Origin of the sequence: Chromobacterium violaceum ATCC 12472, assembly GCF_000007705.1 — a bacterium.
Lineage (GTDB): Bacteria > Pseudomonadota > Gammaproteobacteria > Burkholderiales > Chromobacteriaceae > Chromobacterium > Chromobacterium violaceum.
Genome location: NC_005085.1, coordinates 2,938,622 through 2,958,501, shown reverse-complemented (window position 1 = coordinate 2,958,501; position 19,880 = coordinate 2,938,622). Strand labels below are relative to the sequence as shown.

The 19,880-nt window shown below is 63.7% G+C and carries 14 protein-coding genes; 11 read left to right on the top strand and 3 right to left on the bottom strand.

Going from position 1 to position 19,880, the window contains the following annotated elements; translation table 11 throughout:
• Positions 1-82 precede the first annotated feature (82 nt).
• The 10 genes from yiaY to CV_RS13330 all read left to right on the top strand — a co-directional run bounded on the left by yiaY (position 83) and on the right by CV_RS13330 (position 13,320).
• Positions 83-1,216: an L-threonine dehydrogenase gene (gene yiaY / locus CV_RS13375; RefSeq protein ID WP_011136275.1), complete on the top strand. Its 1,134-nt coding sequence runs from the start codon at positions 83-85 to the stop codon at positions 1,214-1,216.
• 166 nt (positions 1,217-1,382) lie between these two features.
• A complete protein-coding gene (locus tag CV_RS22965; protein ID WP_011136274.1) occupies positions 1,383-1,766 on the top strand; it encodes a DUF488 domain-containing protein in 384 nt (127 codons plus the stop codon).
• Positions 1,767-1,840: 74 nt separating this feature from the next.
• The gene (locus CV_RS13365) at positions 1,841-2,284 is read left to right on the top strand and encodes a MarR family transcriptional regulator (protein WP_011136273.1); all 444 of its coding nucleotides are present in this window, start codon (positions 1,841-1,843) and stop codon (positions 2,282-2,284) included.
• A gap of 163 nt (positions 2,285-2,447) precedes the next feature.
• On the top strand, positions 2,448-3,632 hold the full coding sequence (locus tag CV_RS13360; protein WP_011136272.1) for an O-succinylhomoserine sulfhydrylase: 1,185 nt from the start codon (positions 2,448-2,450) through the stop codon (positions 3,630-3,632).
• A gap of 198 nt (positions 3,633-3,830) precedes the next feature.
• Positions 3,831-4,472, top strand: a complete 642-nt coding sequence (locus tag CV_RS13355) for a TetR/AcrR family transcriptional regulator (RefSeq protein ID WP_011136271.1) — start codon at positions 3,831-3,833, stop codon at positions 4,470-4,472.
• A 74-nt stretch (positions 4,473-4,546) separates the two neighbouring features.
• Positions 4,547-7,000: an acyl-CoA dehydrogenase gene (locus tag CV_RS13350; RefSeq protein ID WP_011136270.1), complete on the top strand. Its 2,454-nt coding sequence runs from the start codon at positions 4,547-4,549 to the stop codon at positions 6,998-7,000.
• 113 nt (positions 7,001-7,113) lie between these two features.
• Positions 7,114-7,491 carry an acyl-CoA thioesterase gene (locus CV_RS13345; RefSeq protein WP_011136269.1) on the top strand — a complete coding sequence of 126 codons (378 nt, stop codon included), beginning with the start codon at positions 7,114-7,116 and terminating at the stop codon, positions 7,489-7,491.
• Between the two features lie 177 nt (positions 7,492-7,668).
• Entirely contained in the window at positions 7,669-9,126 is a 1,458-nt protein-coding gene (locus tag CV_RS13340) for an OmpP1/FadL family transporter (protein ID WP_011136268.1), read from the top strand.
• A gap of 421 nt (positions 9,127-9,547) precedes the next feature.
• Positions 9,548-11,923 carry a 3-hydroxyacyl-CoA dehydrogenase/enoyl-CoA hydratase family protein gene (locus CV_RS13335; protein ID WP_011136267.1) on the top strand — a complete coding sequence of 792 codons (2,376 nt, stop codon included), beginning with the start codon at positions 9,548-9,550 and terminating at the stop codon, positions 11,921-11,923.
• A gap of 194 nt (positions 11,924-12,117) precedes the next feature.
• A complete protein-coding gene (locus tag CV_RS13330) occupies positions 12,118-13,320 on the top strand; it encodes an acetyl-CoA C-acyltransferase (RefSeq protein ID WP_011136266.1) in 1,203 nt (400 codons plus the stop codon).
• A gap of 164 nt (positions 13,321-13,484) precedes the next feature.
• On the opposite strand, the gene CV_RS13325 is transcribed toward CV_RS13330, so the two are convergent.
• From CV_RS13325 to CV_RS13315, 3 genes are all read right to left on the bottom strand, one after another.
• Positions 13,485-13,946, bottom strand: coding sequence for a hypothetical protein (locus CV_RS13325; RefSeq protein ID WP_011136265.1), 462 nt, complete (start codon positions 13,944-13,946; stop codon positions 13,485-13,487).
• Complete coding sequence (locus CV_RS13320) at positions 13,943-15,745, bottom strand: S8 family serine peptidase (protein WP_043596287.1); 1,803 nt, start codon at positions 15,743-15,745, stop codon at positions 13,943-13,945. Before CV_RS13320 ends, CV_RS13325 begins: the two co-directional genes overlap by 4 nt.
• A gap of 203 nt (positions 15,746-15,948) precedes the next feature.
• Positions 15,949-17,406, bottom strand: coding sequence for a PilZ domain-containing protein (locus CV_RS13315; RefSeq protein WP_227590039.1), 1,458 nt, complete (start codon positions 17,404-17,406; stop codon positions 15,949-15,951).
• A 266-nt stretch (positions 17,407-17,672) separates the two neighbouring features.
• On the opposite strand from CV_RS13315, the gene CV_RS13310 reads away from it, so the two are divergent.
• Positions 17,673-19,802, top strand: coding sequence for a patatin-like phospholipase family protein (locus CV_RS13310; RefSeq protein ID WP_158303320.1), 2,130 nt, complete (start codon positions 17,673-17,675; stop codon positions 19,800-19,802).
• Positions 19,803-19,880: the final 78 nt, after the last annotated feature.

The following is a 19,880-nucleotide window of genomic DNA, read 5'->3' as shown; positions in this document are numbered from 1 at the left end:
TTATTGACTTGAGGCAAAGTTGACGGGAGGAGGAGAAGGCGGCAGACTGTGTTCAATGGGAATCCACCGACTGGAGACGGATATGAGCACAAGCGCTTTCTTCATCCCCTCGCTGAACCTGATGGGCGCGGGCTGTCTGCAACAGGCCGTCGACGCGATGCGCGGCCACGGTTTCCGCCGCGCGCTGATCGTCACCGACCAGGGCCTGGTCAAGGCCGGCCTGGCCGCCAAGGTGGCCGACATGCTGGGCAAGGCCGACATCGAACCGGTGATCTTCGACGGCGTCCATCCCAATCCCAGCTGCGCCAATGTCAACGCCGGTCTGGCGCTGCTCAAGGAAAAGCAGTGCGACGTGGTGGTGTCGCTGGGCGGCGGCTCGCCGCACGACTGCGCCAAAGGCATCGCGCTGGTGGCGGTGAACGGCGGCAAGATCCAGGACTACGAGGGCGTGGACAAGTCGGCCAAGCCGCAGCTGCCGCTGGTGGCGATCAACACCACCGCAGGCACCGCGTCCGAAATGACCCGCTTCTGCATCATCACCGACGAGTCGCGCCATATCAAGATGGCCATCGTCGACAAGCACACCACGCCCATCCTGTCGGTCAACGATCCGGAAACCATGGCCGGCATGCCGGCCTCGCTGACCGCCGCCACCGGCATGGACGCGCTGACCCACGCGGTGGAAGCCTATGTGTCCACTATCGCCACCCCCATCACCGACGCCTGCGCCTTGAAGGCGGTGGAACTGATCGCCGGCTTCCTGCGCCGCGCGGTGAAGGACGGCAAGGACATGGAAGCGCGCGAGCAAATGGCTTACGCCCAGTTCCTGGCCGGCATGGCCTTCAACAACGCCTCGCTGGGCTATGTGCACGCGATGGCGCACCAGCTGGGCGGCTTCTACGACCTGCCGCACGGCGTGTGCAACGCGGTGCTGCTGCCGCATGTGCAGGCCTTCAACGCAGCCTCGGCCGGAGAGCGGCTGGGCGACGTGGCCATCGCGCTGGGCGAGAAGACACGCAGCGCCCAGGCGGCCATCGCGGCGATCAAGCGCCTGGCGGCGGATGTCGGCATTCCGGCAGGCTTGAGGGAGCTGGGCGTCAAGGAGGCGGATATCCCGACGCTGGCGGACAACGCGCTGAAGGATGCCTGCGGTTTCACCAATCCGCGCAAGGGCAGCCATGAGGATGTCTGCGCGATCTTCCGCGCCGCGATGTAGCGGGAGCGGGAAGGCGGCGCGGCGGATGTCACCCATCCGCCGCGCAGGGATAAATTTTTTTGCCGTCATATATCGCACTGCGATATTTTAATTAAAAGCTAAATTAGGCGATAGGCGCCGGAGGGGCTGATTTGCGCGTGCGAACACAGGACAGGAGTGAATGATCATGGCAATCGAAATACGCTTGGAACGGGTAGAGGGGTGCAGAAAGCCGCCGGCAGGCGCTTTCCTGGTAGACGGCAAGTGGCCGCGCGGTTTGCCGCGCTCGGCGCTTGCGGCTGGGCATTGGCTGCCTAGGGTGATGCCGACCGAGGAACTGGTGGCGTGGATGCGCCTGCAGCCCTTGCGCTGGTCGACCTTCTGCGATATCTACTGGGCGGATATGAGCAATAATCCGGCGCGTTGGAAGCCCTTGCTGGACGCGATGGAGCTGGGCGGGCTGGTGCTGCTGCATAGCGGAGAGGCGGACGAACGCAGCCCGGTGCGCGCCCTGGCCGACTTTCTGCTGGCGCGCTACCGCGAGCGTCATGCCGAAGGCGCGGAGGCGTGAACGGCATGGCCGTCGGCGATTGGCCGGCGATGCGTTAGACTGCGGCGCAGGATACACCGCATAGAAGCGATGGCATGAGTTTGAACAAGGAAGATTTTGAACGGCTGGCGGATTTCCGCTACCGGCTGCGCCGCTTTTTGCGGTTCAGCGAGGACCTGGCGCAGGATAACGGCATCACCCCGCTGCAGTACCTGCTGCTGCTGCAATTGAAAGGCTATCCGGGCCGCAGCTGGGCGACGGTGGCGGAACTGGCGGAGCGGCTGCAGTCCCATCATCACAGCGTGGTGGGGCTGGTCAGCCGCTGCGAGGGGCAAATGCTGGTGCGGCGCCAGCCGGGGCGCGAGGACAGGCGCTGCGTGGAAGTGCATCTGCAGCCCAAGGGCGAGGAGCTGGTGGCGCGGCTGGCCGGCGCGCACCGCGACGAGCTGATCGCGCTGCAGCAGGCCGGCGGCCATCTGTCGCTGGACCTGCTGCTGCAGACCAAGCTGCAATTACAGCTGCCGGAGGAGCTGGGCTAGGCTTGGTGACGCTCGTCCAGGCGCCGCGGCTGGGTCGCCTGGGCAAATAGCGCGGCGCGTTGTTGCATATGGCTTGACGGCATTTAGTAAACGCGGCGTTTTCAGGCAAGATGTCGGGATGCGGTCCGCCCGAGGGCGGACGAGAAAGAAAGAGAGAATCATCATGGCATCCGACGCGCCGCATCTTCCGCTGCACCCTGAAACCCTGGCCATCCGGGCCGGGTTGGAAACCAGCCAGTTCAACGAGCACAGCCAGGGCCTGTTCCTGACGTCCAGCTTCACCTACGAATCGGCCGCGCAGGCGGCGGCGATGTTCCTGGGCGAGATCGACGGCTACACCTATTCCCGCTTCACCAATCCGACCGTCGCCGCGTTCCAGCATAGGCTGGCGCAGATGGAGGGCGGGGAGCGCGCCATCGCCACCGCCACCGGCATGGCGGCGATCCAGGCCATCATGATGACTTTGCTGCAGGCTGGCGACCACATCGTGTCGTCGCAAAGCCTGTTCGGCTCCACCACCAATCTGTTCGCCAACCAGTTGGCCAAGTTCGCCGTGGCCACCGACTTCGTCGACGCGCGCGACCTGTCCGCCTGGCGGGAGGCGCTGCGGCCGAACACCAAGCTGCTGTTCCTGGAGACGCCGTCCAATCCCTTGACCGAAGTGGCCGACATCGCGGCCATCGCCGACATCGCCCACGCGCATGGCGCGCTGCTGGTGGTGGACAACAGCTTCTGTTCGCCGGCCTTGCAGCAGCCGTTGAAACTGGGCGCCGATCTGGTCATGCATTCCGCCACCAAGTTCATCGACGGCCATGGCCGGGTGATGGGCGGGGCGGTGGTCGGCAGCGACAAGCTGGTCGAGCAGGTCTATTTGCACGTGCGCGCCGCCGGTCCCTCGCTGGCGCCGTTCAATGCCTGGACGCTGCTGTCCGGTTTGGAGACGCTGCACCTGCGGATGGAGAAGCACAGCGCCAACGCGCTGGAGCTGGCGCGCTGGCTGGAGGCGCAGCCCAATGTGGAGCGCGTCTATTACCCGGGCCTGGAGAGCCACCCCCAGCACGAGCTGGCGCTGCGCCAGCAGAAGAGCGGCGGAGCGGTGGTGTCCTTCGTGGTCAAGGGCGGCCGCAAGGCCGCGTGGAAAGTGGTGGACGCGGTCAGGGTGATCTCGCGCACCGCCAATCTGGGCGATGTGAAAACCACCCTCACTCATCCGGCCAGCACCACCCACGCCCGCGTGACGCAGGAGGCGCGCGAGCGCGCCGGCATCGTCGAGGGGCTGTTGCGCGTCAGCGTCGGCCTGGAAAATGTACGGGACCTTCAACAAGATCTGTTGCGGGGCCTTGACTAAGCCCTTTTAACGCGTGTTTCATTCAAACGGCAGTCTAAAATACGGACTGCCGTTTTTCGTGTGCCCTGAGCGGTGGATGGCGAGGCAAGAGGGACATGCCTTGACATCGATCAAGTTAAAACGTAAGTTTGAAACGCTTGTTCGAAAGCTGAGATGAGCAAGACCAAATCACAAAACACAACAAAGGCTCTGGAGATCATGGAGGGCAACCGTCCCGATACCGCAACCCGCATCCTGGACGTCGCTGAGCGTCTGTTCGTGGAGCACGGCTTCGAGGCGACGTCTCTGCGCATGATCACCCAGCAGGCCGAGGTGAATCTGGCCGCGGTGAACTATCACTTCGGCTCCAAGGATGCGTTGTTCGAATCCGTGTTTCTGCGCAGGCTGGCGCCCTTGCTGGAAGATTGCCTGGCGGAACTGGATACGCTGGAGGCGCGGGAAGGCGTCCTGCCGCTGGAGCAGCTGGTGCTGTCGTTCATACGGCCCTGTCTGGCTCTGTCCAAGGACCCGTCGCGCGGCGGCGCCATGTTCGTGCGCCTGCTGTCGCGGACCCTGGTGGAAAACCACCGCCTGCTGCGCGAGACCATCTCGCAGCAGTACAGCGTGTTCGTGCAGCGCTATACCAGCGCCTTCCAACGGGCGCTGCCGCACCTGGAGTCGGAGCAGCTCGCCTGGCGCATGCACCTCGCCTTCAGCGTCATGTTCAACGCCTTCGCCGGCAACGATGTGCTGAAAATCTTCACGCGCAGCCAGATCGTTACCGCCAGGGATCCGGACATGATCGTCAAATATCTGGTGCCTTTCGTGATTGCCGGTCTGGTCGCGCCCGTCGAAAGCTGATTCCGCATCGCCCGCCAATTACAACAGCAAGGCGGCGCATGCGGAACTGAGGGGTCAACACGAGGGTAAACACAATGATTGCTGCCGTTCTTCTGGTCGTGCTGCTCGGCGCGCTGGCTTACTTCGCCGCGCCGGTGCTGGTCTGGACCGTGGGTGTCGCCGCCTGGCTCGCCGCGCTCCAGTTCGTATTCCACTGTCCGCTGCCTGTCGCCGCCTGGGCGGTTTTCGCCGCGGTCGCCGCGGTGCTCAACATCGTGCCGCTGCGCCGCGCCGTATTTACCGGCCCGGTATTCGGCGTGTTCAAGAAAATCACGCCTGCGATGTCGCAGACCGAGCAGGAGGCCATCAACGCCGGCACGGTGTGGTGGGACCGCGACCTGTTCTCCGGCAAGCCGGATTACCAGCGCCTGCTGTCTTTTCCGGATCCCAAGCTGTCTCCGGAAGAGCAGGCCTTCATCGACGGTCCGACCGAGCAGCTGTGCGGCATGATCGACGACTGGAAGATCACCCACGAGCTGAAGGATCTGCCGCCGGAAGTTTGGCAGTTCATCAAGGATCATGGCTTCCTGGGCATGATCGTCAAGAAGAAGTACGGCGGCCTGGAGTTCTCCAACTACGCGCACGCCAAGGTGGTGACCAAGATCGCCACCCGCGGCGGCACGGCTGCCGTGTCGGTGATGGTGCCCAACTCGCTCGGACCGGGCGAGCTGCTGCAGCATTACGGCACCGAGGAGCAGAAGGACTACTACCTGCCGCGCCTGGCCAAGGGCGTGGAAGTGCCGTGCTTCGCGCTGACCAGCCCGTATGCCGGCTCCGACGCCGGCGCCATCCCGGACTACGGCGTGGTCTGCCGCGGCTCCTACACCCATCCACGCACCGGCGAACGTTTCGAGAACGTGCTGGGCGTGCGCATCAGCTGGGAGAAGCGCTGGATCACGCTGGCTCCGGTGGCCACCATTCTGGGTCTGGCGTTCAAGATGTACGACCCTGAGCATCTGCTGGGCGACAAGGAAGACATCGGCATCACCTGCGCGCTGGTGCCGACGGAGCACGAGGGCGTCGAAATCGGCCGCCGCCACTTCCCGGGCGGCTCCGCCTTCATGAACGGCCCCACCTGGGGCAAGGATGTGTTCATTCCGCTGGACTGGATCATCGGCGGCCGCGACTACGCCGGCCAAGGCTGGCGCATGCTGGTGGAATGCCTGTCGGTCGGCCGCTGCATCTCGCTGCCGGCGATGTCCGTGGCCTGCGGCAAGCTGACCACCTGGACCACGGGCGCCTACGCCCGCATCCGCGACCAGTTCGGCCTGCCTATCGGCAAGTTCGAGGGCGTGGACGAGGCGATGGCCCGCATCGGCGGCTATACCTACCAGATGGAGGCGTCGCAGGACCTGGCCTTGACCGGCCTGGACAACGGCGAGAAGCCGTCGGTGCTGTCCGCCATCCTGAAGTACCACAACACCGAGCGCATGCGCAAAACGCTGAACGACGCGATGGACGTGCATGGCGGCAAGGCCGTGGTGCTGGGTCCGCGCAACTACCTGGCGCGCGGCTACCAGGCGATCCCGATCGGCATCACCGTGGAAGGCGCCAACATCCTGACCCGTTCGATGATCATCTACGGCCAGGGCGCGATCCGCTGCCACCCGTTCGTGCTGCGCGAGATGAAGTCGGCGATGGCCAACGACGGCGCCGAGTTCGACAAGGCGATTACCGGCCACATCAACTTCGTGATCAGCAATTTCGTGCGCTCGCTGTGGCTGGGCCTGACCGGCGCCTGCCTCGCGTCCAGCCCCAGGGGCGGCGCCACCGCGGCCTACTACAAGCGCGTCACCCGCTTGTCCAGCGCCTTCGCGCTGCTGTCCGACATGGCCATGTTCAGCCTGGGCGGCTCGCTGAAGTTCCGGGAGAAGCTGTCCGCCCGCCTGGGCGACATGCTGTCCGGCCTGTACATCGCCACCGCGTCGCTGAAGCGCTTCGAGCGCGACGGCGCGCCCAAGGAAGACATCGCCGTGATGAGCTGGGCGGTGGAGAACGCGCTGTACGACGTGCAGGTGGCGATGGACGGCTTCCTGGCCAACCTGCCCAGCCGCGGCCTGGCCTGGATTCTGCGCCGCGTGATCTTCCCGTGGGGCCTGACGCTGAAGCCGGCGTCCGACCGCACCGGCACCAAGGTGGCCCGCGCCATGATGGAGCCGGGCGCCACCCGCGAGCGCCTGACCCGCGGCATGTACGTGCCTAAGTCCGAGGCGGATCCGGTCGGCGTGCTGGACCACGCCTTGCAAGCCATCCTGGCCACCGAGCCGGTGGAGCAGAAGCTGCGCAAGCTGGCGCGCGACGGCAAGTTCAAGTCCATCACCGCGCGCGAGCGCCTGGCGGAGGCCTTGCAGACCGGCCTGATCAACCAGGAAGAATTCGACGCCGTCACCCGAGCCCGCAAGCTGAAGCGCGACGTGATCATGGTGGACGACTTCGACAAGAAGCTGGAGCAGCATGACGACAAATTGCTGCAGCGCCTGATTTTCTAATTCGGGCAACGTGGTACCATGCGCCGGATGCCGCATGCATCCGGCGTTGAGCAAAGCGGCCGCGTCCAGCGCGGCTGTTTTTCTCAGCGCCAGGCTTTTTCAAGGGGTAGGGAATGGAACAGCAGGAACACCGGACGCCGGTATTGCGGGTGCGCGCCTTGCCCACCAGCACCAACGCTTACGGCCGGGTGCAGGCGGGCTGGCTGATGAGCCAGATCGACATGGCCGGCAGCCTGGATGCCGAGCGTTTGTCCCGCGGGCCGGTGACGACCGTGGCGGTCAACGCTTTTCAGTTCGCCGCGCCCATCCTGCTGGGCGACGTGGTGGACATGTACGTGGAGCGCCTGCGCATCGGCCAGAAATCGATCACGCTGAAGATTTCCGTCGAGGCCGAGCGCATGGACGGCTCGCACGTGCGCATCACGGAAGTGATCGCGACTTTCGTCGCGGTCGACGCCGAAGGCAAGTCCAGATTGCTGGGCGACGCCTAGTCCAAATGTGAGGCCTGCAACAAATTGTTGTGGAAATGTTGCATTAAACGAACGTTTGGAACAAAAGCTCTGATATCTGGTTGGATTGCTCTAATTCTCTGGTAGCATCGGCGATGATTCGGTCAATGACCGAGTCATCGTTAATGAAAATATCCAAGCTACAAAAGAGAGGGAAGCATGAAGCTCAAGCATCTCAGCCTGTCCGTGATGATCATGGGCACCGCGCTCGGTCTGGCATCGACTCAGGCCGCGGCCTCGGGTTATCAGTTCGGCTCGCAGAGCGTCTCCGGCCAGGGCACCGCGCACGCGAACGGCGCCGAAGCCAATGATCCTTCCACCATCTTCACCAACCCGGCCGGCCTGTCCCGGCTGGACGGCACCCAGCTCGTGATCGGCGGCACCCTGGTGGTGCCGCATTCCGAATACACCGACAACGGCTCCAGGAACGTGCTGGGCCAGCCCACCGGCGGCGGCAACGGCGGCACCTTCGCGCCTAAGGCCGTGGCCGCGCCGACTTTCTACCTGTCGCACAAGATCAACGACAAGATCACCGCCGGCATCGGCATGTACGTGCCTTACGGCGCCAAGCTGGACTACGGCTTCGACTGGGCCGGCCGCTACGCACTGAAGAGCGTCAACCTGCAGTCGCTGAACATCAACCCGTCCATTTCCTTCAAGCTGGATGAGCGCCACTCCTTCGGCTTCGGCGTGTCCGCCCAGTATATGGATGCGACGCTGGAGCAGATGGCGGATGCAACGTCTGGGTTGGCATTGAGTGTTGCAAAGGGCCTGCCTGGCGGAGTTACTCCCGGCAACATCGCTACTGCTATGGGCATGCTGAAGGCCGCAGGAGTAAGGGGGGATGGCCTCGCGCACGTAGAGGGTAATGATTGGGGCTTTGGCTGGAATGTCGGTTATATGTTCCAACTGGACGAAAATACCCGCTTTGGTTTGGCTTACCGTTCCAGTATCAAGCAGAAGTTGACGGGTAGTTCGACTTGGACTTTTAACAATGTGACCGGCAGCATGGTTCCATTCGGCATTCCACTGTCTGCCGCCGCCGCTGCCAAGGCAAAGCACCCGAATGCATCTGCCTCTGTTGATGTGACCACCCCGGAAACCGTGTCCGCCAACTTCTTCCATCAGTTGAACCCGAAAGTGGCGCTGATGGCCGACGCCACCTGGGTGCGCAACTCGCAGCTGCAGCAGATCGACATCAAGCAATACAGCACGCCGGCTCAGGGCGATCTGATACTGCACCAGAACTGGAAGGACACCTGGCGCCTGTCGTTCGGCTCCAACTACCAGCTGAACGATGCCTGGATGCTGCGCGGCGGCGTGGCCTGGGAGCAGTCGCCGGTGCAGTCGGACGACCAGCGCCATCCGGCTCTGCCGGACAGCGACCGCCTCTGGCTGTCGTTGGGCGCCAACTACAAGATCAACAAGCAGAGCTCGATCGACCTGGCCTACAGCTTCATCGACTTCAAGAACGCCAACGTCAACTACACCGATTCCTGCAATCCGACCGGTCAAAAGGCTGATGGCTCTCTGTGCACCGGCAACGGCGGCACGGTCAAGGGCAGCTACAAGACTTATCTGCAGCTGATCGGCGTGCAATACAACTACCGTTTCTAAGCGGCTGCATGCCGGCATGAAAATGATTCGGGGCGGATGCGCAGGCGTCCGCCCCGTTTGTTTTGGGCTGCCGGCAGAGGGTGTTGCGCTTGCGCCAGCGCCGCATGCGATTTTTTTGCAAAACCTGCTTTGATTTTGCCCAAAATGGGTTAGACTAATCCGACATAAAAGCGAGTGTTTGATATTTTATCTGCATCCGCGACATGGCCGCCGTCGGCGCGTGCAAAACGCCGGTTGCGGTTGCGGCCGGAACAATAGAGATTATCCCCGGTCGTTTCTATCAAGCAGTACCCGCCAGCGCCGCGCCAGCCCCTGCCGGCGCGGGCAATGGGCAAGGACGATTTCAACGCCCGTCCTTGAAGCAAGCAGGACAGGTTGAGAGGGGCCTGTCTCATGTGTGTTTCAACAAAACGAGGAAACCATGTCTCAAACCAAATTCAATGTACGCAAGGTTGCCGTGCTCGGTGCCGGCGTGATGGGGGCGCAGATCGCCGCCCACCTGGTGAACGCCAAGGTACCGACCATTCTGTTCGACCTGCCGGCCAAGGAAGGCGACAAGAACGGCATCGCGCTGAAGGCTATTGACGGTCTCAAGAAGCTGAAACCCTCTCCGCTGGCCGGCAGCGACGTGGTCGCCCACATCCAGCCCGCCAACTACGACGACCACCTGCACCTGCTGAAAGACTGCGACCTGGTGATCGAAGCCATCGCCGAGCGCATGGACTGGAAAGTGGACCTGTACCACAAGGTGGCGCCGCACCTGGGCGAGCACACCATCTTCGCCACCAACACCTCCGGCCTGTCGATCAACAAGCTGGCCGAAGGCTGCCCGGACGCGGTGCGTCCGCGCTTCTGCGGCGTGCACTTCTTCAACCCGCCGCGCTACATGCACCTGGTTGAAATCATCCCTTGCGTGACCTCCGACGCCCATATCCTGGACAACCTGGAACGCTTCCTGGTGTCCACGCTGGGCAAGGGCGTGGTGCGCGCCAAGGACACCCCGAACTTCGTCGCCAACCGCATCGGCGTATTCTCGATGCTGGCCACCATCGCCAACGCCGCCAAATACGGCATCCGCTTCGACGTGGTGGACGACCTGACCGGCCCGCGCCTGGGTCGTCCGAAGTCCGCCACCTTCCGCACCGCCGACGTGGTGGGCCTGGATACCTTCGCCCACGTGGTGAAGACCATGCAGGACACGCTGCCGCAAGACCCGTGGCATAGCCTGTTCGCCACCCCGGACTGGATGCAGCAACTGATCGCCAATGGCGCGCTGGGCGCCAAGACCAAGGCCGGCATCTACAAGAAAGACGGCAAGCGCATGCTGGTGCTGGATCCTGCCAAGGGCGAATATGTCGGCTCCGGCGAGAAGGGCGACGATGCGGTCAAGGACATCCTGAAGATCGCCAATCCGGCGGAGAAATTCCAGAAGCTGCGCGAGAGCGAGCATCCGCAAGCGCAGTTCCTGTGGGCATGTTTCCGCGACGTGTTCCACTACATCTCCTTCCATCTGGCCGACATCGCCAACTGCGCCCGCGATGTGGACTTCGCCATCCGCTGGGGCTTCGGCTGGTCTGCCGGCCCGTTCGAGACCTGGCAGGCTGCCGGCTGGCAGCAGGTAGCCAAGTGGCTGCAGGAAGACATCGCCGCGGGCAAGAGCCTGGCCAAGGCCGAGCTGCCAGCCTGGGTGCTGGAAGGCGACCGCGCCGGCGTGCATTTCGCCGACGGCTCCTACAACGCCGGCGACAAGAAGCTGGTAGGCCGTTCCGCGCTGGATGTGTACCAGCGCCAGCTGGCGCCGGCCAAGGTGCTGGGCGAGAAGATCGAACAACTGGGCGAAACCGTGTTCGAGAACGAGGGCGTGCGCGCCTTCACCACCGGCGACGAGGTGCTGGTGGTGTCGTTCAAGTCCAAGGCCCACGCCATCGGCCCGGCCGTGCTGGACGGCCTGAACACCGCGTTGGACATCGCCGAGGACCGTTTCAAGGGCCTGGTGATCTGGCAGACCGAGGAGCCGTTCTCCGTCGGCGCCGACCTGCAGGCGATGATGCCGGCCTTCATGATGGGCGACTGGGGCGCGATCGAGGCGACGCTGAGCCGCTTCCAGGCGACCGCGCTGCGCCTGCGCTACAGCCAGATCCCGACCATCGCCGCGACCCAGGGCTATGTGTTCGGCGGCGGCTGCGAGTTCGCCATGCACTGCGACAAGACCGTGGCCGCGCTGGAATCCTACGTCGGCCTGGTGGAAGTCGGCGTCGGCCTGCTGCCGGGCGGCGGCGGCTGCAAGGAGTTCGCGCTGCGCGCCTCGCAAGAGTCCAAGGGCGACTTGCTGGCCGCGTTGAAGGACTACTTCATGAGCATCGCCACCGCCAAGGTCGCCACCAGCGGCGTGGAAGCGCAGGAGCTGGGCTTCTTCAAGAAGGGCGACGCCGTGGTGTTCAACGCCTACGAGCTCTTGTATGTCGCCAAGCAGCAGGCGCTGGCGCTGGCCGAATCCGGCTACCGTCCGCCACTGAAGGTGAAGGGCTTCCCGGTGGCGGGCCGCTCCGGCGCCGCGTCCATCAAGGGCCAACTGGTGAACATGCTGGAAGGCAACTTCATCAGCCAGCACGACTTCTTCATCGCCTCGCAGATCGCCGACGTGATGACCGGCGGCGACGTGGAAGCCGGCACCCTGGTCAACGAGCAATGGATTCTGGACCTGGAGCGCAAGGCCTTCATGACCCTGCTGAAGAACTCCAAGACCCAGGACCGCATCGCCAACATGCTGACCACCGGCAAGCCGCTGCGCAACTAAGTACTTGGGGATGATTCTGCTGCGCGCGCCGATCTCGAATGCTGCGATGCTCGCCGTACCGCATGTACGGTTGCGCTTCTCGCTTCGACCTCGGCCCGCTCGCGACGAATCCTCCCGCAAGTACGGCCAATAGCCAGATGACAGGCCGCTTGATCGCCGTAGAGGCGATCAAGCGGCCGACAGGAGAATCGAAAATGAGCAAACAAGTACAAGAAGCTTACATCGTCGCCGCCACCCGCACCCCGGTGGGCAAGGCGCCGCGCGGCATGATGCGCCATGTGCGCCCGGACGACATGCTGGCGCATGTGATCACCGGCGCGCTGGCCCAGGTGCCGAGCCTGGATCCCAAGCTGATTTCCGACTGCGTGGTGGGTTGCGCCTTCCCGGAGGCGGAGCAGGGCCTGAACATGGCGCGCATCGGCGTGCTGCTGGCCGGCCTGCCCAATACCGTGGGCGGCATCACCATCAACCGCTACTGCTCGTCCGGCATCAACGCGGTGCAGATGGCGGCCGACCGCATCCGCCTGGGTGAAGCCGACGTGGTGATCGCGGCCGGTTCCGAATCGATGTCGCTGGTGCCGATGATGGGCAACAAGGTGTCGCTGAACCCGGAAATCTTCGCCAAGGACGAGAACTACGGCATCGCCTACGGCATGGGCCTGACCGCTGAAAAAGTGGCGCAGCAATGGGGCGTGTCGCGCGAGGATCAGGACGCGTTCGCGGTGGAGTCGCACCGCCGCGCGCTGGCCGCGATCGACGGCGGCAAGTTCAAGAACGAGATCACTCCGCTGGAAGTGACCTACCGCACGCCGAATCTGGAAACCGGCGAAGTGGTGGTGAAGAAGCGCGTGCTGGACACCGACGAAGGCCCGCGCCGCGAAACCACGCTGGAAGGCCTGGCCAAGCTGAAGACCGTGTTCGACGCCAAGGGCTCCGTCACCGCCGGCAACTCTTCGCAGATGTCCGACGGCGCCGGCGCGGTGATCCTGGTGTCCGAACGCGTGCTGAAGGAGTTCAACCTCACGCCGCTGGCCCGCTACGTGACCTTCTCGGTCAAGGGCGTGCCGCCGGAGATCATGGGCATCGGCCCCAAGGAAGCCATCCCGGCCGCGCTGGCCCAGGCCGGCCTGAAGCAGGATGACCTGAAGTGGATCGAACTGAACGAAGCCTTCGCCGCCCAGGCGCTGGCCGTGATCCGCGATCTGAACCTGGACACGTCCAAGGTGAACCCGCACGGCGGCGCCATCGCCCTGGGCCACCCGCTGGGCGCGACCGGCGCCATCCGCACCGCCACCCTGGTGCACGGCATGCGCGACGCCGGCCTGAAGGGCCACGGCATGGTGACGATGTGCATCGGCACCGGCATGGGCGCGGCAGGCATCATCGAGGTGCTGTAATCCGGCTGGTCCGCCATCGCTTGGAACAAACGCCACGGCTTCGCGCCGTGGCGTTTTTCATGGCGCCGGCCGAGCGGGCGCTGGCGATCTTCGGGAGCGGAGAGTACAGGAAAGCAAAACGGCCCCGGGCATCGCCGGGGCCGTTTCCTGGCCGGAAGCGGGTCTTACTCGATTTGCTTGTCGTTGCTGGCCAGCTCCAGCTGCGCCTTCTTCACCCGCTTGTCGGCGGACAGCTTCTGCTGCAGCGCCAGCAGGTCAGCCTGAGCCGGGGTGGTGAACACCACCACGCTGGCGGTGCGGTAGCGCACGATCAGGTTGTGATCGCGCGCGACGGCGGCCTCATCCTGCGGCGAGGCCAGCTGCACCAGCACGGTGCCGCTGACGACGGACGGCACCAGCTGCTTCGGCGCCTGCACCACGTCGCCGCGCTTCAGCGCGGGCGCAACGGCGCCGGCGCTGCGGGCGGATACGCCGAACTTGGATTGCGGCGTCTGCTTGTAATAGGTCTTGCCGTTGATTACCACAGCTTGTCCTGCCGGCTGGGCCAGGAAGGCGGGCTCGGCGGCCTGGCTGTGGACGGCCAGGGTCAGCAGGGCGAGGGGAATGAGTCGGATGATGGCTTTCATGCTGCGCTCCGGTGGCCGAAGAAGCGGATCGACCACGATTTCAGTTTACCTTCCGCGTTAGGCAGGGAATAGACGGTGTTGGCGCCGGTGTTGCGATTGCGGATCACGTATTGGTACTGGCCGCCATTGGTGTCGATCACGCGCAGCCGCCACTGGCCCTTGGCCTGTTCGCCGTAGAACTGATTGGACAGCAGGCGCTGCTGGTTGAGGCCATAGGTTTCGCCAACCAGGGAGGTGCGCGGAGACAGCAGCACCGAGCGGGTGCCGGACGGGGAGATCAGTTCCACCGCCAGATCGTTGGCGCGGCCGTGTTCGGCATCGACCAGGATCTGGACGGCTTCCACGGTCAGGTCTGCCGGCTGGTTGTACACGCTTTCCACGCCTTTTTCATCGGCGTCGGGAATGGCGGTCTGGGCGGATACGGTTTCCCAGCGGGTCTTTTGCAGCGGCGGCAGCGGCTTGTTGTAGAACAAAGCCTTTTCCACCGCTTTGTCGATATTGATCAGACCAAAGCCGTAGAACGGGTGGAAGGGCAGGCCGGCGGCATTCTTCTGCCAGCCGGGGATCGCCTGGTAGCTGTGCGCGCCGCCGTTCTTGTCCTTGAAGGCGAGCGTCACGCCCGGATTCGCCGCGTCAACCTGGCGAGCGGTGGTGATCAGGATGTGGCGCACGTCGCGGGCGGACAGGGCGGGGTTGGCCGACATCACGACGGCGAAGGAGCCGGAGGTGGACGGCGCCGCGGACGAGGTGCCGTTCATGACGCCGTTGTAGTCGCAGTTCGGGTCCAGCGCGGTGCCGCCGTGCAGGCCGTTGGCGGTGTTGCCGGTGACGTTGTAGCCGCGGGCGCAGCCGGACAGGTCGGTGGTGACCATGGCCGGGGAGTCGGTGCCGTATTCGCCGCCTGGCGCGGTGAGCAGCACGTTGGCGCCGACCGACGAGTACGAGGAGCGCACGCCGTCCGCGTTCAGCGCCGATACCACCACGTTCCAGTAGTTGTTGTTGTCGGAAGTCAGGTTGGAGTCCTGTATCGGCAGGCCGTTATTGCCCTGATAACCGAGCAGGGACTCGGTCTGGTTCAGGCGGAAGGAGTTGTAGGCATTACCGGCCGATTTGACGAAGACCGCGCCGCGCCCCCAGTGGCTGTTGCGGCTGATGTCCTCGTAGGTTTCCTCCTCGGTCTTCAGCTCGATGTCCTGATCCGGATTGGCGGGAACCGAGGTGATGGTGGAGGAGCCGTAACTCTGGTTGAAGACCCGGGCGTCGGTGAAGGCTTCCAGCGGACCGCCATTGGGTTTCTTGCCGTGGGCCAGCAACCAGCCGTCCAGCGTTTGGTTCAGCAGCCAGTTGAAGCCTTTCAGGCCGGCGGAAGGCGCGATGCCGCGGCCGCCTATGCCGTTGAAGGCCACCGCGGCGGCGATGCCCGCCACGGCGGTGCCGTGGCCATTGTCACCGGAGGGGCTCGGGTCATTGCTGCCGTCCACCAGGTTTTTGGAGCCGGGCACGATGTTGGCCGCCAGATCGGGGTGCTTGATCTCCAGGCCGTCGTCGATCACGGCGATGGTGGTGCCGAGTCCGCGGATGCCGCGCAGATGGGTGAACGCGAGGTTGAGATCGACGCCCTTGACGCCGCCGCGCTTGGAGAAGGCAGTCTGGCCGGTGTTCTTCAGATGCCATTGTTGATTGGCCAGTGGGTCGCCCGGCAGCAGCGGGACGCTGCGATCCGGCGCGGACGGGGCGGCATGGCTGGCCAGCGAGGCCAGCGCCAGCATGACGGCGCTGCTGGTGATGCGAACGTGCATGATTGAGATCCTCTATTTTGCCTTTGTGTTTTGCGGATGTGACCGCCAGAGGATCATATGTGTTAATTTTTATTGCGCAAATATCTTTTTGTCATATTGTGTCCGCGCGCAAGAATTTGCAGTTCCCTGTATCAGGGATAGGGCGGCGACTGTTTGGCTGCGCGGAGGAAAAGCCGCCGGTTCGCGGGGAACCGGCGTCTGGATCAGTCCATCTTGGACAGGGTGTCGAAGTTGCTGTGGCTGCAGTCTTCGAACTCTTGCTGAGGGTCTTTGAGTTTGATCTGGTAGGATTTGCCTTGCGCGCTCAGCACCAGTTGCTTGTCGCCCGCCAGCAGGGTCTTGGGCATCAGGAACCAGCGCTGGCCCTTGCGCGAGTTGGGTTGCGTGATGTAGATCGCGGAGAAGGGCGGACTGTCCGGCTGGGCAGGGTCGAGCAGGGAGACGCCGACGGGCGTCTGGCCCAGTATCTCGATGCCCACCTTGGTGCCGTTGTTCTGCCGCAGGATGCGCCGTATCACGCCAAGGAGCAGGGGATGGGTCTCGGTCTTGATCAGGATCAGCCGGCCTATCGCCAACTGGTCTATGGTCTTGCCGACAAAGGTGAGCCCCATGCCGGTGCTGCTGATGTCGTTGATCCGCCACTCGTCGGCGCGGTCGTTTTCCAGCCCGCCTACATCCTGCACCTTGATGTGGAAGGCCACCCGCTCGAAGCCTATCGATACCTGGGCGCTGGACGAATGCAGCGAGCGCTCCGACTTGCGCAGCGATTTGCCGCCGTCGTTGGACCAGCGCACCGCCAGCTTCTCGCACAGCGCCGACCACTCCTCGCGTTCCAGTTCGCAGCCCAGGGCGGCGATCTGTGAGGGGATGCGGTTGTCGAGGTCGAACATCAGGTCGGCGAGGCGAGTGGTGATTTCGTAGGAAGACCAGTATCGATGCCACTTGCCGGCCATGCCGCGCAGCATCGGTTGCGGCGGCTCGGGCATCGACAGGTTGTAGACGAAAATCGGCGTTTCGGCCGGAGGCTGCTTGTCCAGCGGTATGTGCTGGCAGAGCAGCATCAGCAGCTGGTCCACCGCGACGATTTCCTTGTGCAGCATGTTCTCGGTCTGGGCCAGATGCAGCATGCCGGCCTGGATCAGCAGGTGCTCGCAGCTGACCTCCTGGCGGGAGTCCGGATACAGCAGGATGGATGAGCGGGCGAAGCCCGCGTCCTCGGCATAGGTGTAGAAGCGAAAGCCTTGCTGCCAGGCGTTGCCTTCCGGCTTCAGGTAGCGCAGCGCGTTCCAGGCCAGCAAGCGCATCTGATGATGCAGCCCTCGCGTGGCCACCAGTTGCAGTTCCGTTTCCCCCGCCTGATTGGGCGAGCCCCGATGCATCCGCAGGCAGATCTGGTAGGCGCTGGCCAATTCATGCCAGTACGCGAGAATGGTGGGCAGGTAGCCTTTGCTGCCGCCCTTGGAATGGAGATAATCCTGGCACAGCTGGTGATGGATGCCTGCGGCCTTGTCGTCGACGTAGAGCAGCGTCTTGACGCGCTCCTTCAACGACATCTCGGTATCCGCGTTGATCTTGGATACGGCCTTGATGATTTCCACCAAGGCGGTAAAGTATTCAGCCTGCGGCAGATCGCGTACCAGCAGGGTTGCGGATTGCGCCACGCCGGAGGCCGGCGTGTTTTTGCTGAGAAGTGAGCTGACTAGAGATTTGAAGTCAAACATTGAACCGGGCTTCGAGATATGGGATTTATGTTCTCACTTATATGTCACTCTATCTTACGTCACGCATTGATGCTGGTGAAACCATAATCGCAAATTTATCAGGCATGCCAAAAAGCAAGTTTTTTCCCCATCGTCGTCTAATTCTGACCCTCTGCGCGGCCGGACTGTTTGTTTCGACAGCGGCGTCGGCCGATGGCGCGGCGCAAGTGCCTGAAGGCGTTGGCGTTGTTCTCGGCGGCGGCGGCGCGCGCGGCTTCGCTCACCTGGGGGTTTTGAAGGAACTGGAGCGGCTGCGGATACCGGTCGCGTGCATCGCCGGCACCAGCGCCGGCGCGCTGATCGGTGGCATTTACGCCAACGGACTGCCGCTGGACGAGATGGAGCGCGAGTTCAACGCCGCCGACTGGGACCAGATGCTGTCCGGCAAGCCGGCGCGCGCCGACATTCCCTATGACCGCAAGCGCAACGACTACCAGAATTACCTGGACGTCAGTTTCGGCCTCAAGGGCGGCGCGCTGCGGGTGCCGCGCAGCGCGATCAACTCCCAGGGCATCGAGCTCTACATCCACAAGCTGACCCGCGACCGCGACATCGATAATTTCGACAAGCTGCCCATCCCCTTCCGGGCGGTGGCCGCCGACTTGCTGACCGGCGATGCGGTGGTGTTCGGCAAGGGATCGCTGGCGCGCGCGCTGCGGGCCAGCATGGCGGTTCCGGGAGTGTTCGACCTGGTGGAGGACGACGGCAAGCTGCTGGTCGACGGCGCCATCGCCCGCAATGTTCCTGTGCAGGAAGTGAAAGGGCGCTGCGCCGAGCACGTGATCGTGGTGGATGTGGGAACGCCTTTGTTGAAGGCGGACGAGATCCATAGCCTGTTCGACGTGGTGGACCAGAGTTCCAATCTGGCGGTGATGCGCAATGTGCAAGAGCAGATGAAGCTGCTGGACAGGCGCGATATCGTGATCCGGCCCGATCTGAACGGCTACACCACGGCCTCGTTCGGCGACCATATGGCGATTGTCGAGCGCGGCGCCGAGGCGGCGCGCAAGATGGCCAAGCAGTTGTCGTCGTATTCCGTCCCCGAGGCGGAATACCAGGCCTGGAAAAACAAGCTGGGCCGGCCGCGCTACCCGCTGTTGGATGAGGTCCGGGTGGAAGGAAAGGATGGCGACTTCACCAAGGTATCCTCGTTGCAGCAATCGCTGGCCTTTCCATCCGGCCCGATACCGGTCGGCGAGGCCCGCAGACGCTTGGCCGAGATCTTCACCGGAGGCGAGTACGACAAGCTCGGCTACCGCGTGGACAGCGTCTCCGGACGCAACGCGATGGTGGTGATGCCGGTGGAGCGCAGCATAGGCCAGAACACGCTGCACTTCGGACTCAACCTCAGCAGCGACACGCCGGGAAGCAGCAGCTTCACGCTTCGCGCCGCGCACGAGTGGACGTCGTTGAACGCCGCCGGCGGGTCCTGGCGGAACGATGCGGCGATCGGCGACGACAAGGCGATCAAGACCGAGCTGTACCAGCCGCTGTGGCGCGGCAGTCCGATGTTTGCCGCCGCTTCGCTGGGATATCAGCAAAAGCCGTTCAGGGTGTTCAATGAAGACCATACGGTGTTGGCCACTTTCAACAACAGCATCTTCGAGACGCAGCTGAATGCGGGCGTGACGCTGGGCAAATACGGCGAATGGCGTTTTGGCCTCTATCGGCAGGATAACGATTTCACCTTGTCGCAAGGGGATCCGGACCCTGGCGTCAATACCCGTTTCCGCGATGTCGGCGTGCAAACCCGCCTGGTGGTGGATCAGTTCGACAATCCGCGCTGGCCGCGCGCCGGCTATTACTTCAACGGCAAGCTGGGCGCGGGCTTGCCCGGCCTGGGCAGCGAGGTGAACCAGAAGTTCTACGACTTTACCGGCGAGCTTGCCCACACGTATGGCGACTTCACCGCGCGCTTCACGGCCAAGGCCAAAGGCAATATTGATGTCCGGTCGGATACCTTTGTGCCGCAGCAGCTCGGTGGGTTCCTGAACTTGACCGGCTACCAGAGCGGCGAGCTGTTGGCCAGTGAAGTCGCGTTGGCGCGGCTGATGGTGTACTGGCGGGCGGCATCGCTGCCGGCCGTGCTCGGCTCAGGCGTGTATGCCGGGGTCTCGTTGGAGGCCGGACGCTTGTGGGGCGAAGACTTTTCCAGTTTGCCGCAGACCCATCGCTGGATCCCGGCCGGATCGGTTTTCCTGAGCGCCGACACCATCCTCGGGCCGTTCTTCGTCGGCGTGGGCAGCGCGCAGGGCGGCAGGCTGACGGGCTACATTTACCTGGGTGTCGATTATTGATCCGGTCGCCCGCGCGGTTGTCGCGCGGGCGACCTGTCCTTAGGTATGGATTCGTTCAGTCAATAGGACAAACGTTTG

Coding starts and splice junctions, on each gene's coding strand:
- CV_RS22965 (WP_011136274.1), top strand. CDS start 1,383: ATGGCAATCGAAATACGCTTGGAACGGGTAGAGGGGTGCAGAAAGCCG.
- CV_RS13345 (WP_011136269.1), top strand. CDS start 7,114: ATGGAACAGCAGGAACACCGGACGCCGGTATTGCGGGTGCGCGCCTTG.
- CV_RS13330 (WP_011136266.1), top strand. CDS start 12,118: ATGAGCAAACAAGTACAAGAAGCTTACATCGTCGCCGCCACCCGCACC.
- CV_RS13320 (WP_043596287.1), bottom strand. CDS start 15,745: ATGCACGTTCGCATCACCAGCAGCGCCGTCATGCTGGCGCTGGCCTCG.
- CV_RS13355 (WP_011136271.1), top strand. CDS start 3,831: ATGGAGGGCAACCGTCCCGATACCGCAACCCGCATCCTGGACGTCGCT.
- CV_RS13350 (WP_011136270.1), top strand. CDS start 4,547: ATGATTGCTGCCGTTCTTCTGGTCGTGCTGCTCGGCGCGCTGGCTTAC.
- CV_RS13365 (WP_011136273.1), top strand. CDS start 1,841: ATGAGTTTGAACAAGGAAGATTTTGAACGGCTGGCGGATTTCCGCTAC.
- CV_RS13325 (WP_011136265.1), bottom strand. CDS start 13,946: ATGAAAGCCATCATCCGACTCATTCCCCTCGCCCTGCTGACCCTGGCC.
- CV_RS13360 (WP_011136272.1), top strand. CDS start 2,448: ATGGCATCCGACGCGCCGCATCTTCCGCTGCACCCTGAAACCCTGGCC.
- CV_RS13340 (WP_011136268.1), top strand. CDS start 7,669: ATGAAGCTCAAGCATCTCAGCCTGTCCGTGATGATCATGGGCACCGCG.
- yiaY (WP_011136275.1), top strand. CDS start 83: ATGAGCACAAGCGCTTTCTTCATCCCCTCGCTGAACCTGATGGGCGCG.
- CV_RS13335 (WP_011136267.1), top strand. CDS start 9,548: ATGTCTCAAACCAAATTCAATGTACGCAAGGTTGCCGTGCTCGGTGCC.